This window comes from Streptomyces sp. NPDC002309 (assembly GCF_053593375.1).
Genome location: NZ_JBSFCI010000034.1, coordinates 51,120 through 65,384, shown reverse-complemented (window position 1 = coordinate 65,384; position 14,265 = coordinate 51,120). Strand labels below are relative to the sequence as shown.

Below are 14,265 nucleotides of genomic sequence, written 5' to 3'. Positions count from 1 at the left end.
CGGGACCGGACGGACGTCAGTGCTTGCCGATCGGGTCACCCTCCACGTCGGGGCCGCGTCCCGGGCCGATGCGGAGCTCGAACTCGCCGTCGTACTTCTTGTGGCCCTCGATGACGGCCAGTTCGATGGCCTCCGAACCCATCTCGTTGCGGACGATGACGGGGTCGCGGCGCAGGTCCCGCATGAGCGCGACACACATGAAGACCATCACGACGACGAACGGGGCCGCCGCGAGGATCGTCAGGTTCTGCAGCCCGGTCAGCGCGTCGCCCTGGCCGCTGCCGACCAGGAGCATGACGGCGGCCACCGCCCCGGTGAGCACACCCCAGAACACCACGACCGGGCGCGTCGGTTCGAGGGCTCCCTTCTGCGAGAGGCTGCCCATGACGATCGAGGCCGCGTCGGCGCCGGAGACGAAGAAGACGCCGACGAGGACCATCACCAGCAGACTGGTGACGGTGGCGAGGGGGAACTCCCGCAGGAGCGCGAAGAGCTGGCCCTCAGGGGTGGACTCGTCGCCGAGCCGCCCCTGCTGCTCCGTCCTCATCGCCGAGCCGCCGAAGACGGCGAACCAGACGAGGCTGACCGAGCTGGGCACGAGGATGACGCCGCCGACGAACTGCCGGATCGTACGGCCCCGGCTGATCCGGGCGATGAACATACCGACGAACGGCGTCCAGGAGATCCACCAGGCCCAGTAGAAGACGGTCCAGCTGCCCAGCCAGTCCGCGACGCCCTCGCCGCCGGCGGCCTCGGTGCGGCCCGCGAGCTGCGGGAGGTCACCGAGGTAGGCGAAGACCGAGGTGGGCAGCAGGTCGAGGACGATGACCGTGGGGCCCGCGACGAACACGAACAGCACGAGCACCAGCGCCAGCACCATGTTGGTGTTGGACAGCCACTGGATGCCCTTCTCCACACCGGAGACGGCCGAGGCGACGAACGCCAGGGTGAGCACCGCGATGATCGCGACGAGCAGCCCGGTGCTCACGTCGTCCATCCAGTCCAGCTCCCGTACGCCGGAACCGATCTGGAGCGCGCCGAGCCCGAGCGAGGCCGCGGAACCGAAGACGGTCGCGACGATCGCGAGGACGTCGATGACCCGGCCGGCGGTGCCGTTCGCGTGCCGACGGCCGATGAGCGGGGTGAAGACCGCGCTGATGGTCTGACGGCGGCGCCTGCGGAAGGTGCTGTAGGCGATGGCGAGACCGACCACTGCGTAGATCGCCCACGGGTGGAGCGTCCAGTGGAACAGGGTCGTGGCCATGGCCGTCTCCATGCGCTGGCCGGAGTCGGCCGGGTCCGTGCCCGGCGGTGGCGTGGTGTAGTGCGCGAGCGGCTCGCTCACGCCGTAGAACATCAGGCCGATGCCCATGCCGGCGCTGAACATCATCGCCACCCAGGACACCGTGCGGAACTCGGGCTCCTCGCCCTCCGCGCCGAGGCGGATCCGGCCGTAGCGGCTTATCGCCAGCCAGAGGGCGAAGACGACGAACCCCGAGGCGGCCAGCATGAACGCCCAGCCGCCGTTGTGGATCAGACCGCTGAGCATGCTGCTGGAGACGCGTTCCAGGGAGTCCGTCGCGGTCGCTCCCCAGATCACGAAGGCCAGCGTGAGCACGGCGGTGACCCCGAACACGATCCGGTCGGTCCGGGGCGGTGCCTGCCCGGGAAGTCCCGCCTCCGCCCCCGGCAGTGGGTCCCCTGCCGGGGGATGGTGGTCGGCGGGTCGGTCGTTCGTCACGGGCGGCACCTTTCGTCAGAGCCACGGAGGGCTCATGTGATCCCTCCCTCCCGCCCCTACCCATGTGGCGGAAAATAGGCCTGTCTCATCGGCCCGTGCGCGGGACACGCCGCGTCGGGATCACCGCCCCCCGTCCGGCAGGCGCGCCGCGTCGCGCGGAGCGCGGACACCGGTCAGTTCGGCGGCCGGACGGGCGGCCTCGGCCCGGACGCCTGCGGTGGCGCGGACGTAGGCGGCCGTTCCGCCGACGACCGGGACACGCGCGGAGGTGCGCGACAGGTCCAGGGTCAGCGCCGGGATGTGGGCCGGGGGCTCGATGAGGTCCCTGTCGGTGCCCGCGACGATCAGGCCCAGCCGGTGTCCGGCCGGGACCACGTGGTCGGTCGCGGCCAGGTCGAGGGTGAGGGTGTACGGCTCGCCCGGGGTGAGCGGGCGGCCGGTGAGGTCCGAGGCGTGGTTGCCGAGGTCGGCCCAGCCGCGGCTGACGATCGTGTAGCCGACGTCGGTCTTCCTGGCCCGGGTCTCCTTGTAGCAGGAACTGTCACCGGCGGTGGACGGGCCCCAGCAGGTGCGTTCGGGCAGGGTGGTGATGCCCTCGGCGGCGTCGGCGTAGTCGCGGACGGTGGCGGGACCGAGGTCCACGAGGACGGCCGAGAGGTGGGCCGTCGAGGTCGTGGGGGTCGCGGTGACGGTGACCTTCGACGAGCCCGCCAGGCGCAGGTCGCGGCCCAGGGGGCGGGTGACGAAGCCGGCCTTGTCCGGGGTGGTCAGGTCGATCCGTGCGGCCCAGTCGGTCTCGCCGCGTCCTGGATCGTCCGTGAACGTCTCGGTGCCGGCGCCGGGGCGCAGGTCCAGGCTGCCGACCCCGGGGCGGGTGCCCTCGGCGGGATTCAGCCGTACGGTCCCCGTGCCGCGCGGCGGCCAGGACTCCGACGTCACCCACTGGTCGGGATGGCGTTCGATGTCGGCCATCGGCTCGCGGTCGATGCCGTTGTCGAGGCCGAGGAGTTCATGGTCGAACCAGCGGTGCAGGGTCTTCACCCAGGCGGCACGGCGGAAGTCGAAGGGGTCGACGTGTCCGGTCTGGGAGAGCCAGATCTTGCGCTGCACACCGTTCTCCGCGAGGGCGTCCCACCACGGGCCGACATGCTGCATGCGCACGTTGAGGTCCTGCATGCCGTGGACCAGGAAGACGCTGGCCCGCACCTTGTCCGCGTCCCGGACGTGGTCGCGCTCGCTCCACAGCGGCGTCCAGTCGCCGGAGCGCGGGGCGCCGTCGGCGAGCCCGCGCTGGACGGCGCCGCAGCGGGCGCGGGCGTCCGGGCTGTTGACGTAGTCGGAGAGCCAGTCGGGGCCGGAGTCGTACAGCGGGGCGCCCTTGGCGAAGTAGTAGTCGTACCAGGAGGAGATCGCGCCGATCGGCACGATGGTCTCCAGGCCCTCGACGCCGGTGGCGGCGACACCGTTGGCGACGGTGCCGTCCCAGCTCTTGCCGATCATCCCCGTTCTGCCGTCGGTCCAGTCGGCCGTGGCCCTGGTGGTGCCGGTGCGGGTGGTCCAGGCCCTGCCGCGCCCGTTCAGCCAGTCGACGACGGCCTTCGCGGAGCGCACGTCGGAGCGGCCGCCGACGTCGACACAGCCGTCGGAGCGGCTGGTGCCCGCGAGGTCGACGGCGACGAACGCGTAGCCGCGCGGTACGAAGTAGTTGTCGTAGTACAGCGGCGTCCCGACGACGTTACCGTCGGCGTCGTAGGTCTTGCGCTGGCTCTCGTTGCCCCGGCCGCAGCACGAGTAGTACGGGCTCGCCTCCATGACGACCGGCACCTTGCGGCCCTGCTGGGCGGGTTCGCGCGGGCGCACGATGTCGACAGCGACGCGGTCGGACCTGCCGTCACCGTCGCCGTCGAGGCCGGTGTCCACCCAGACGGCCTCACGGACGGCCGTGTCGTACGCGTAGACGGGGCGGCTCTCCCGTGGGGCGGTCTTCTGTGAGGCGGTCCCCGGTAAGGCGGTCTCCGGTGAGGCGGTCTCTCTCGACGTGGTCTCCCGTGGGGTGCTCCCGCCCGGCGCGCCCTGTGCGGCGGCGGGGCTGAGCAACGTGGCCGTCAGCGCGGCGACGGCCGCCGTCGCGAGCGGTCTCCAGGTCATGAAGCGCGTACGTGTCGGCATGCGCCGGACGGTACCGCCGTCAACTGCTGTGCAGAAGGGGGCGGCTGACGACGCGCCGGAGCGCACGCGGGTGACGGGGGACCGGCATTGGGGCGTCCGGGTGTATGTCGGCCGAATGGCGTTCATGTGACGGCATTTGTTGTGGGCAAGCCCGTTCCGCCCGGGCATGCATAGGCTCCGGACAGTCCTCCGGCCCCCCACGACTTGGAGCTTCAGTGCACCGCAGAACCACGACGCCGGGCGCGCTCGCGGCGGCGTCCCTGTTGCTGGCGATCCCGGCGTCGGCCGCGAACCACTCCCCCGGCGCCCCGGGCATCGGCGACCCCTACTATCCGGCGTACGGCAACGGCGGCTACGACGTCTCCCACTACGACCTGCGGCTGAAGTACCGGCCCGCGGACGACCGGCTGGAGGGCACGGCGACCCTGCTGGCCCGGACCACGCAGGACCTGACCCGGTTCAACCTGGACTTCCTGCTGGACGTCGGCGAGGTGCGGGTCGACGGCGCGAAGGCGGCGTTCAGGACCTCCGGCGAGCACGAACTGGAGATCACGCCGAGCAAGCCACTGGCCAAGGGCGCGTCCGTCACCGTGGTGGTGCGCTACAAGGGAGTGCCGTCGTCCGAGCGGGCGTACGGCTTCACCAGCTGGCTGCGGACGGCGGACGGCGGGGTCGCGGCCGGTGAGCCCGAGTCGGCGTGGTGGTGGTTCCCCAGCAACGACCACCCGCTGGACAAGGCCACCTTCGACGTGTCGGTACAGGTCCCGGACGGCACGCAGGCCATCTCCAACGGCACGCTCAAGTCGACGAGTTCGCGGGCCGGCTGGACCCGCTGGTCGTGGCGGTCCAACAAGCCGCAGGCCACCTACCTCGCCACCCTCGCGGTCGGCAGGTTCGACATCACGACGGGGACGTCGGAGAGCGGCATCCCCGTGATCAACGCGTACTCCAAGGATCTGGGCGACCTCGGCGGAGCGGCACGGGCCAGTGTCGAGCGGACCGGTGAGATCGCGGACTGGCTCACCGGCTACTTCGGGCCGTATCCGTACGACGCGCTCGGCGGCTACGTCCCGGACACCGACACCGGCTACGCGCTGGAGACGCAGACCCGGCCCTTCTACAGCCCTCGTCAGTTCTCGAACGGATCGAACACGTCCGTGGTCGTGCACGAGCTGGCCCACCAGTGGTACGGCGACCTGGTGTCGGTGTCCCGGTGGAAGGACATCTGGGTCAACGAGGGCTTCGCGCGGTACGCCCAGTGGCTGTGGTCCGAGAGCGAGGGCGAGGGAACGGCACAGGAGCTCGCGGACCACGTGTACGCGTCGCATCCGGCGGACGATCCGTTCTGGACCGTCCGTCCCGGTGACCCCGGGCCGGAGAACCAGTTCCATCTGGCCGTCTACGACCGGGGCGCGCTGGCCCTGCAGGCACTGCGCAACGAGATCGGCGACGAGGACTTCTTCGCCGTTCTCAAGGGCTGGCCACGGGAGTACGCCCATGGCAACGCCTCGGTGGCCGACTTCCGCCGGTACGCCGAACGGGTCTCCGGGCAGCGGCTGGGCGGGCTGTTCGACACCTGGCTGTTCCAGCCGTCGAAGCCGGGAGCGCCCGCGGCGCGGGACGCGGCGCTCTCTCCCCGGGCGAAGGCGGAGCCGAAGTCATGGAAGAAGATCGCCGCGACCAACGGGGTGCACGACCAGGAGCACGGCCGGTAGGACCCGCGCGGGTGCGTCCCGGAGTCGATCAGGTGGCTGTCGGCGTACGGCAGGGGCACGGTGAACCGGATACTCGCCCCGGACCCACCGGGCGGTGGGTGGCCGCGGGTCGTCCGGGGCCGGTCGCGCGGTTCCCCGCGCCCCTTCCCATCGTGCTCCCGACCATGGGGACACCGGTGTGCGTGAGGTTTCACAGCACTGGTGAGACAGCGATACTGCTGCGCATGACGACCGACGCCGAGGAGCCGACCCTCACGATCGACGAGCTGGCCGCGCGGGCGGGCGTCACGGTGCGCACCGTGCGCTTCTACGGCACCAAGGGCCTGCTGCCGCCGCCGGAGATCGGCCCGCGGCGCGTGGGGCACTACGGGAGGGAACACCTGGCCCGGCTGGAACTCATCGAGGAGTTGCAGGAGCGGGGGATGACGCTGGCCGCGATCGAGCGCTATCTGCGGCAGCTGCCGCCGGATCTCAGCGCGCACGACCTGGCGATCCACCGGGCGGTGGTGGCCTCCTGGGCGCCGGACACGGTGGAGACCATGACACGCGCGGAGCTGGAGCGGCGGGCGGGGCGGCCCCTGGCCGACAGCGACATCGAGCGCCTCACGGCGATGGACGTCGTCCGCCCCGGAGGCGACTCCTACGACGTCGACCTCGGGCTGCTGCGGCTGGGCATCCGCCTGCTGGACGTGCCGCTCTCGCAGGAGGCGATCCTGGCGGCGCGCGAGGTGCTCATCGCACACTCGCGCGCCGCGGCGCACGAACTCGCCCAGCTCTTCCGCGGTGAGGTCGCGGAGCAAAGGCCGCGGGACGTGAAGTCCCTGTCGGCCCATATGCACCCGTTGGTGGTGCAGGCGCTCCTGACCACCTTCCAGCGGTCGCTGAAGGAGGAGCTGGGCGAGTGGGTCGCGGGGTCAGGAACGGGCTGAGTCGCTGAAGCGCTCGCCCTTCTCCGCCTTCTCCACGAGCAGCGCCGGCGGCTGGAAGCGGTCGCCGTAACGCTCGGCGAGCTCCCGCGCGCGTGCCACGAAGCCGGGCAGGCCGCCCTCGTAGCCGTTGACGTACTGCAGGACGCCGCCGGTCCAGCCGGGGAAGCCGATGCCGAAGACGGAGCCGATGTTGGCGTCGGCGACCGACGTCAGCACGCCCTCCTCCAGCAGCCGGACCGTGTCGAGCGCCTCGGAGAAGAGCATGCGCTCCTGCATGTCCCGGAAGGGGATCTCGGTGCCGGGGCGCGTGAAGTGCTCCCGCAGGCCCGGCCACAGGCCGGCGCGCTTCCCGTCCTCGCCGTACTCGTAGAAGCCGGCGCCGCCGCTGCGGCCGGTGCGGCCGAACTCGTCGACCATGCGGTCGATGACGGCGTCCGCCGGGTGCGGGGTCCAGGTGCCGCCCGCCTCCTCGACGGCGCGCCGCGTCTCGCCGCGGATCTTGCGCGGGAGGGTGAGCGTCAGCTCGTCCATCAGGGAGAGCACCTTGGCCGGGTAGCCCGCCTGGGCCGCCGCCTGCTCGACGGAGGCGGGCTCGACGCCCTCGCCGACCATCGCCACTCCCTCGTTGATGAAGTGGCCGATGACACGGGAGGTGAAGAAGCCGCGCGAGTCGTTGACGACGATCGGTGTCTTGTTGATCTGCCTGACCAGGTCGAAGGCGCGCGCGAGCGCCTCGTCACCGGTCCGCTCGCCCTTGATGATCTCGACGAGCGGCATCTTGTCGACCGGTGAGAAGAAGTGCAGCCCGATGAAGTCGCCCTGGCGCTCGACGCCCTCGGCGAGGGCGGTGATGGGGAGCGTGGAGGTGTTGGAGCACAGCAGCGCGTCCGGCGCGAGGACCTGCTCGATCTCCTGGAACACCTTGTGCTTGAGCGCGGTGTCCTCGAAGACGGCCTCGATCACCGCGTCGCAGCCGGCGAGGTCCTGGGCCTCCGCGGTGGGGGTGATGCGGGCCAGCAGCGCGTCGGCCTTCTCCCGCGTCGTACGGCCCTTGGCGACGGCCTTGGCGCACAGCTTCTCGGAGTACTCCTTGCCCTTGAGGGCGGCCTCCAGGGAGACGTCCTTCAGCACGACGTCGATGCCGGCGCGGGCGCAGGAGTAGGCGATGCCGGCGCCCATCATCCCGGCGCCCAGGACGGCGACCCGGGCGACCTGACGGCGCTCGACGTCCTTGGGCCGGTTGGCGCCGGAGTTGACGGCCTGGAGGTCGAAGAAGAACGCCTGGATCATGTTCTTCGAGGTCTGACCGGCGGCGAGCTCGACGAAGTAGCGGGCCTCGATGACCTGGGCGGTCTCGAAGTCGACCTGGGAGCCCTCGAGGGCCGCCGCGAGGATGCTGCGCGGGGCCGGGTAGGGGGCGCCGTTCGTCTGCTTGCGCAGGCTGGCGGGGAAGGCGGGCAGGTTGGCCGCGAACTTGGGGTTGGCGGGGGTGCCGCCGGGGATGCGGTAGCCGGGCTTGTCCCAGGGCTGGCGCGACTCGGGGTTCGCGTCGATGAACGCGCGGGCCTTGGCGAGCATCTCCTCCGGGGTCTCGGCGACGTCGTCGACCAGGCCGTTCTCCAGGGCGCGCCGCGGGCTGTACTGGGTGCCCTGGAGCAGCACCTTCAGCAGGGCGTCGGTGATGCCCAGCAGGCGCACGGTGCGGACCACTCCGCCGCCTCCGGGCAGCAGACCGAGGGTGACCTCGGGGCAGCCGATCTTCGAGCCGGGCGCGTCCAGGGCGACACGGTGGTGGCAGGCCAGGGCGATCTCGTAACCGCCGCCCAGCGCCGCGCCGTTCATCGCGGCGACGACCGGCTTGCCGAGGGTCTCGATGCGGCGCAGGTCACGCTTGATGGCCAGGCCGCCGTCGAACAGCTGCTGGGCGGTCTCGGGGGTGACCCGGATCAGGTCGCGCAGGTCGCCGCCGGCGAAGAAGGTCTTCTTGGCGGAGGTGAAGACGATGCCGCGGATGGAGTCCCGCTCGGCCTCCAGCCGGTCGGTGATCGCGGCGAGGGAGTCGCGGAACGCCTGGTTCATGGTGTTCGCGGACTGGCCCGGGTCGTCGAGAACGAGGGTGACGACGCCGGTCTCGTCCTGCTCCCAGCGGATGGTGGTGCTCTCGGTCATTGCTGCTCCGTATCGGGATGTGGGACGGACCGGGTCAGATGCGCTCGACGATCGTGGCGATGCCCATGCCGCCGCCGACGCACAGCGTGGCGAGGCCGAACCGCTTGTCCTGGCGCTCGAGTTCGTCGACGAGGGTGCCGAGGATCATCGCGCCGGTGGCGCCGAGCGGATGGCCGAGGGCGATGGCGCCGCCGTTGACGTTGACCTTGTCCAGGGACAGGCCCATGTCCTTCACGAAGCGCAGGACGACCGCGGCGAAGGCCTCGTTGATCTCGACGAGGTCGATGTCGTCGATGGTGAGCCCGGCCTTGGCGAGGGCCTTGCGGGTGGCGGGGGCGGGGCCGGTGAGCATGATGGTGGGCTCGGAGCCGGAGACCGCGACGGAGACGATCCGCGCGCGGGGGGTGAGCCCGAAGCGCTCGCCGACCTCCTTGGAGCCGATCGCGACGAGGGCGGCGCCGTCCACGATGCCGGAGGAGTTGCCCGCGTGGTGCACGTGGTCGATCTTCTCGACCCAGTGGTACTTCTGCAGCGCCACGGCGTCGAAGCCGCCGAGGTCGCCGATGTCCGCGAACGACGGCTTCAGCTTGGCGAGCGAGTCTGCGGTGGTGCCGGGACGGGGGTGCTCGTCGTGGTCGAGGACGACCAGGCCGGCGCGGTCCTTCACGGGCACGACCGAGCGCGCGAAGCGGCCCTCCTTCCAGGCGGTCGCCGCGCGCTCCTGCGACAGGGCCGCGTACTCGTCGACGTCGCGGCGGGAGAAGCCCTCGATGGTGGCGATCAGGTCGGCGCCGATGCCCTGCGGGACGAAATTGGTCGCGAGGTTGGTCATCGGGTCGTTGAACCAGGCGCCGCCGTCCGAGGCCATCGGCACCCGGGACATCGACTCGACGCCGCCCGCGAGGACGAGGTCCTCCCAGCCGGAACGGACCTTCATCGCGGCCATGTTGACGGCTTCGAGGCCGGACGCGCAGAAGCGGTTCTCCTGCACGCCCGCGACCGTGTCCGGCAGCCCGGCGGCGACGGCTGCGATCCTGGCGATGTCGGAGCCCTGATCGCCGACGGGCCCGACGACACCGAGCACGACGTCGTCGATCGCGGCGGGGTCGAGGCCCGGGAAGCGGTCGCGGAGTTCGTGGATGAGCCCGACGACCAGGTCGATGGGCTTGGTGCCGTGCAGGGCGCCGTTCGCCTTGCCACGTCCGCGCGGGGTGCGGATCGCGTCGTACACGTACGCTTCGGTGGTCACTGGGGGGCCTTTCGGTGAGGGGCTTTCACAGGTGCTGGGGACGTGAGCGGCCCGTCCTGCGTCAGGCTCGGTACGTCCCAGTCGCGGGCCACGTCCGCGGTGGCGGCGCCGGGCTGTGCCGGGCCGCCGCGGACGGCGGTCGGGGTGGCGGAGAAGCGGGGTGCGGGGGCGGGCTGGGTGATGCCGCCGTGGTCGGTGAAGGTGCCCCGCGCGGCGAGGTGCGGGTGGTGCGGGGCCTCGCGCAGCGACAGCACGGGCGCCACGCAGGCGTCGGTGCCCTCGAAGTGGGCGGTCCACTCGTCCCTGGTCCGCGTCTTGAAGCGGGCGGCGACGGCCTCGCGCAGTGCGTCCCAGCGGGTGACGTCCTTGCGGGCGGGGGCCTGGTCGGCGATGCCGAGCAGGGTGACGAACTCGTCGTAGAACTGCTGTTCCAGCGCGCCCACCGCCATGTACTGGCCGTCGGCCGTCTCGTAGGTGCCGTAGAAGGGGCAGCCGCCGTCGAGGAGGTTGGCCCCGCGCCGGTCCTGCCAGCCGCCCGCGGCGAGCATGCCGTGGATCATCGCGGTGAGGTGTGCGGTGCCGTCGACGATGGCGGCGTCCACGACCTGGCCGGTTCCCGTGGCGCGGGCGTGGTGCAGGGCGGCGAGGACGCCGACGACCAGGTAGAGGGAGCCGCCCGCGTAGTCGCCGAGCAGGTTGGCCGGGACGGCCGGGGGCTCACCGGGGCGGCCGATCATGCCGAGGGTGCCGGTGGGCGCGATGTAGGCGATGTCGTGGCCGGCGCGCGGGGCGAGCGGGCCGTCCTGGCCCCAGCCGGTCATCCGGCCGTAGACCAGCGCCGGGTTGCGGGCGTGGCATGCCTCCGGGCCGACACCGAGGCGCTCGGCGACGCCGGGGCGGTTGCCCTCGATCAGGACGTCGGCGCGGGCCGCGAGGTCCAGGACGCGGGCGGGGCCGTCCGGGGACTTCAGGTCGACGATCACGGAGCGCTTGTTGCGGTTGGTGATGTCGTGGCGGGGGTCGATCGCGAGGCCGCCGCCACCGGGTCGGTCCACGCGGACCACGTCGGCGCCGAGGTCGGCGAGGAGCATGGCGGCGAAGGGGCCGGGGCCGATGCCGGCCAGCTCGACCACGCGTACGCCGGTGAGCGGACCGTGCGGTGGCGTGTTCGCCATGGTCTTCAGCCCCTGTCGCTATGACACAACTGATGTAACACCGGTGATGTTAGGAACGTGCCGCGAGCGGCACAAGGCCTGAACGAGCAAGCGCTTAGACATCCAGGGTGCCAGGTCGTCGGCGGTACCACCACGCCGGTGCGGCGTCAGCGTGCGTCGAGCTCCGCCGTCAGGCGCTTGGGGGCGATCGTCCGGTAGCTCTCCTCGACCCAGTCGCAGAGGAGCTCCGCGGCGGGGGCACCCTCCGGCTGGACCGGGACGCGCACCCAGCCGGACCTCCCCAGTCCGTAGCCGGCGGGCTCGGCACCGGGGGCGGACAGGGCGTGGGCGTGGCTGGTGTCGTCCTTGAGCTTGAGGGTGACACCCAGCGGGTGACTGCCGTCGGCCACGCCGAGGAACACGAACACCTTCTTGTCGACCTTGGCCACGGAGTCACCCCAGGGGAACTCCTCGACCGCGCCGGGCAGCCCGAGCGCGAACTCGCGCACTTTTTCCCACTTCTTCAGGGCGTTCCTGGGCACGGTCACCGTCCACCTCCGGGCTCGTCGTCGCGCTCCGCTCCGCTCACGCTAGCCTCAGCCACCGACAGCGGCGCGGGCTGCGGAAGCGAGGGGTGTCATGAGCAAGCCTTCCAGGGCCGACCGGCCGTACGACATCGTGCTCTTCGGAGCCACGGGCTTCGTGGGGACGCTGACGGCCGAGTACCTCGCCGAGCACGCGCCGAAGGATCTGCGCTGGGCCGTCGCCGGGCGCGGTGAACTCCCCCTGGCGCGGCTGCGGGAGCGGCTGCGGGAGCGGTCGCCCGACGGCCCGGAGATCGGGGTGCTGCGGGCCGACGTGACCGACCCCGCGTCGCTGCGCCGCCTCGCCGAGCAGGCCCGCGTGGTGGCCACGACGGTGGGCCCGTACGTGACGTACGGCGAGGAACTGGTGGCGGCCTGCGCGGACAACGGGACCGACTATCTGGACCTGTCGGGTGAACCCGAGTTCGTCGACCTGACGTACGTCCGCCACGACGCCCGGGCCCGGGAGACCGGCGCCCGGCTGGTGCACGCGGCCGGGTTCGACTCGGTGCCGCACGACCTGGGCGCGTACTACACCGTCCAGCAGCTCCCCGAGGGTGTGCCGCTGACGGTGGACGGGTTCGTCACGGTGGACGCGGCGTTCTCGGGCGGGACGTTCGCCTCCGCCCTGAACCAGTTCGCGCGGCCCCGTCGGATGGCCGCCGCCGCACGGGACCGGCACCGGCACGAGCCGAGGCTGGTGGGGCGGCGGGCGACCGCGCCGTCCGGGGCACCGCGGTTCGTCCCCGAGGTGCGCGCCTGGGCGCTGCCGCTGCCGACGATCGATCCGCAGATCGTGCGCCGGTCGGCGAAGGCGCTGGAGCGGTACGGCCCCGACTTCCGCTACCGCCACTACGCGGCCGTCCGGCGGCTGCCGGTCGCGGTGGGCGGGGTCGCGGCGGTCGGCGCACTGGCGACCGCGGCCCAACTGCCACCCGCCCGAAGGTGGTTGTCCGACCGGCTCAAGCCCGGACAGGGGCCGAGCGCGGAGAGGCGGGCGAAGAGCTGGTTCTCCGTGCGCTTCGTGGGCGAGGGCGGCGGCCGGAAGGTGTTCACCGAGGTCGCGGGCGGTGATCCCGGCTACGGCGAGACGGCGAAGATGTTCGCGGAGGGCGCCCTGTCCCTGGCCTTCGACACCCTGCCGCCCACCGCCGGACAGGTCACCACGGCGGTGGCGATGGGCGACGCGCTCCTGGACCGCCTCCGCGCGGCGGGCATCACGTTCCGCCTGGCGGCGAGCAGGTAGCGCGCGGCGCCACGACGGCCGCGCTCCCGTCACCGCGCCCGCCCGGGAGCACCGGCTCGCCGGGGGCAGCCGTACCGCCGCCTGTCGCGGTGTCACATGGTCCACCGGGCCAAGGTCCAGATCATCGCGCCGAGCCATGCCAGTCCCGCCGGTACGGCGCAGGCCAGTGCCGCCGCCAAGGGGCGGCTCGGGCGGGCGGCGGGCTCGGGGCCACGGTGTGTCGTCATGCGGCCCAGCCTGCGGATCACGGCCGCGCCCCGGCATCCGTACGGGTACTCATACGGGCCCGGACCCGCGCGGCGGCGTACTCAGACGGGCCCCGTCCCGCGCGGCGTACTCGGTCAGGCGTCCGCGGTGCCGGCCGTCGCCTCGCGCAGGGCGCGGCGGCACAGGGAGTCGGCGAGGCGGGTCGTCTCGGGCAGGCGGTAGCGCGGGCTGAGGCGCAGTACGTGCGCGCAGGCCGGGTCCAGCGAGACGCGGTGCCCGACGGACACGTAGACCGGCTTGACGCCCTGCTGGGTGCGCAGGGCGCGGCCCACCTCCTCCTCCCCCGCCAGCAGCGGGGAGGACGACCCGCGCGCGGGTGCGGGGTCGGTGTGGGTGAAGGCGAACGGGTTCTTGGCGACGCCGATCGTGGGCAGGCCCGTGAGGACGCCGAGGTGGCTGGCGAGCCCGAAGCGGCGCGGGTGCGCGAGGCCGTAGCCGTCGCAGACCACCAGGCCGGGCGCGACGGGCAGCGCGTCCAGGGCCGCGAGGACGGTGGGGATCTCACGGAAGGCGAGCAGTCCGGGCACGTACGGGAAGGAGATCCGCCCGACGGCCGTGGCCTCGGCGACGACGCCGAGGGTGGCCGCGTCCAGCACGACGGCCGCCGCCGCCACCACGTCGCGGTCGTCGTCGTAGGCCACGTCGACGCCGGTGACGTGGCCCGTGCCGGGCGGCGGCCCCGGCTCGTCGAGCACGACCCCGCGGCGCAACTCGTCCTGGACGGCACGGGCCTGCTCGTCGGTGCTGGGCCAGCCTTCGGGGATGGGGACCGTCGTCGTCATGGTGAGGACGAGCGTACGGGGCCCGGCGGGCACCCCGGGACGCGCCGCGGCCGCCGTCCACTCGTGTCCGAAGGGCCGTGGAGGGGCGCCGCGCGGCCGCCTGGTGGAGCCGCTCACGGAACCCGCCCGGCATGTCCGCCCACTTCCGCCCACGCCGGGCGGACGAGTGCCCCCGTCGTGCCGCGAGGACGACGAACGGGGCGCGAGCAGCGCCGCGCACGGGCGACGCGGCGCCCTCGCCGGCGCCGCGCACGGTGACG

At 72.6% G+C, this 14,265-nt stretch carries 11 protein-coding genes; 3 read left to right on the top strand and 8 right to left on the bottom strand.

Annotated features, from left to right (window positions below):
* Positions 1 to 16: 16 nt before the first annotated feature.
* A complete protein-coding gene (locus ACWCPM_RS26050; protein ID WP_450978688.1) occupies positions 17 to 1,741 on the bottom strand; it encodes a BCCT family transporter in 1,725 nt (574 codons plus the stop codon).
* Positions 1,742 to 1,861: 120 nt separating this feature from the next.
* Positions 1,862 to 3,910, bottom strand: coding sequence for a Xaa-Pro dipeptidyl-peptidase (locus tag ACWCPM_RS26045; protein ID WP_450978687.1), 2,049 nt, complete (start codon positions 3,908 to 3,910; stop codon positions 1,862 to 1,864).
* Between the two features lie 215 nt (positions 3,911 to 4,125).
* Between ACWCPM_RS26045 and ACWCPM_RS26040 the strand changes: the two genes are divergently transcribed.
* Entirely contained in the window at positions 4,126 to 5,625 is a 1,500-nt protein-coding gene (locus ACWCPM_RS26040) for a M1 family metallopeptidase (protein WP_450978686.1), read from the top strand.
* Between the two features lie 224 nt (positions 5,626 to 5,849).
* Complete coding sequence (locus ACWCPM_RS26035) at positions 5,850 to 6,554, top strand: MerR family transcriptional regulator (RefSeq protein WP_450978685.1); 705 nt, start codon at positions 5,850 to 5,852, stop codon at positions 6,552 to 6,554.
* Here ACWCPM_RS26035 and ACWCPM_RS26030 read toward each other — a convergent pair.
* The 4 genes from ACWCPM_RS26030 to ACWCPM_RS26015 form a co-directional block, all read right to left on the bottom strand.
* Entirely contained in the window at positions 6,540 to 8,723 is a 2,184-nt protein-coding gene (locus ACWCPM_RS26030) for a 3-hydroxyacyl-CoA dehydrogenase NAD-binding domain-containing protein (RefSeq protein ID WP_450978684.1), read from the bottom strand. The genes ACWCPM_RS26035 and ACWCPM_RS26030 overlap by 15 nt on opposite strands.
* 34 nt (positions 8,724 to 8,757) lie before the next feature.
* Positions 8,758 to 9,972 carry an acetyl-CoA C-acetyltransferase gene (locus ACWCPM_RS26025; RefSeq protein WP_450978683.1) on the bottom strand — a complete coding sequence of 405 codons (1,215 nt, stop codon included), beginning with the start codon at positions 9,970 to 9,972 and terminating at the stop codon, positions 8,758 to 8,760.
* On the bottom strand, positions 9,969 to 11,147 hold the full coding sequence (locus tag ACWCPM_RS26020; protein ID WP_450978682.1) for a CaiB/BaiF CoA transferase family protein: 1,179 nt from the start codon (positions 11,145 to 11,147) through the stop codon (positions 9,969 to 9,971). The genes ACWCPM_RS26025 and ACWCPM_RS26020 overlap by 4 nt, the downstream gene beginning before the upstream one ends.
* A gap of 146 nt (positions 11,148 to 11,293) precedes the next feature.
* The gene (locus tag ACWCPM_RS26015) at positions 11,294 to 11,674 is read right to left on the bottom strand and encodes an MmcQ/YjbR family DNA-binding protein (protein WP_450978681.1); all 381 of its coding nucleotides are present in this window, start codon (positions 11,672 to 11,674) and stop codon (positions 11,294 to 11,296) included.
* 91 nt (positions 11,675 to 11,765) lie between these two features.
* On the opposite strand from ACWCPM_RS26015, the gene ACWCPM_RS26010 reads away from it, so the two are divergent.
* Complete coding sequence (locus ACWCPM_RS26010) at positions 11,766 to 12,956, top strand: saccharopine dehydrogenase family protein (protein WP_450978680.1); 1,191 nt, start codon at positions 11,766 to 11,768, stop codon at positions 12,954 to 12,956.
* A gap of 92 nt (positions 12,957 to 13,048) precedes the next feature.
* On the opposite strand, the gene mmpA is transcribed toward ACWCPM_RS26010, so the two are convergent.
* Together mmpA and ACWCPM_RS26000 are read right to left on the bottom strand one after the other, a co-directional pair.
* Positions 13,049 to 13,183: a morphogenic membrane protein MmpA gene (gene mmpA / locus ACWCPM_RS26005; protein WP_450978679.1), complete on the bottom strand. Its 135-nt coding sequence runs from the start codon at positions 13,181 to 13,183 to the stop codon at positions 13,049 to 13,051.
* 114 nt (positions 13,184 to 13,297) lie between these two features.
* Positions 13,298 to 14,005, bottom strand: a complete 708-nt coding sequence (locus ACWCPM_RS26000; protein WP_450978678.1) for an endonuclease V — start codon at positions 14,003 to 14,005, stop codon at positions 13,298 to 13,300.
* Between the last annotated feature and the right edge of the window lie 260 nt (positions 14,006 to 14,265).

Bases quoted from the DNA above. Each gene is read 5' to 3' on its own strand.
- ACWCPM_RS26045 (WP_450978687.1), bottom strand. From the start codon at position 3,910: ATGCCGACACGTACGCGCTTCATGACCTGGAGACCGCTCGCGACGGCG.
- ACWCPM_RS26035 (WP_450978685.1), top strand. From the start codon at position 5,850: ATGACGACCGACGCCGAGGAGCCGACCCTCACGATCGACGAGCTGGCC.
- ACWCPM_RS26030 (WP_450978684.1), bottom strand. From the start codon at position 8,723: ATGACCGAGAGCACCACCATCCGCTGGGAGCAGGACGAGACCGGCGTC.
- ACWCPM_RS26020 (WP_450978682.1), bottom strand. From the start codon at position 11,147: ATGGCGAACACGCCACCGCACGGTCCGCTCACCGGCGTACGCGTGGTC.
- ACWCPM_RS26010 (WP_450978680.1), top strand. From the start codon at position 11,766: ATGAGCAAGCCTTCCAGGGCCGACCGGCCGTACGACATCGTGCTCTTC.
- mmpA (WP_450978679.1), bottom strand. From the start codon at position 13,183: ATGACGACACACCGTGGCCCCGAGCCCGCCGCCCGCCCGAGCCGCCCC.
- ACWCPM_RS26000 (WP_450978678.1), bottom strand. From the start codon at position 14,005: ATGACGACGACGGTCCCCATCCCCGAAGGCTGGCCCAGCACCGACGAG.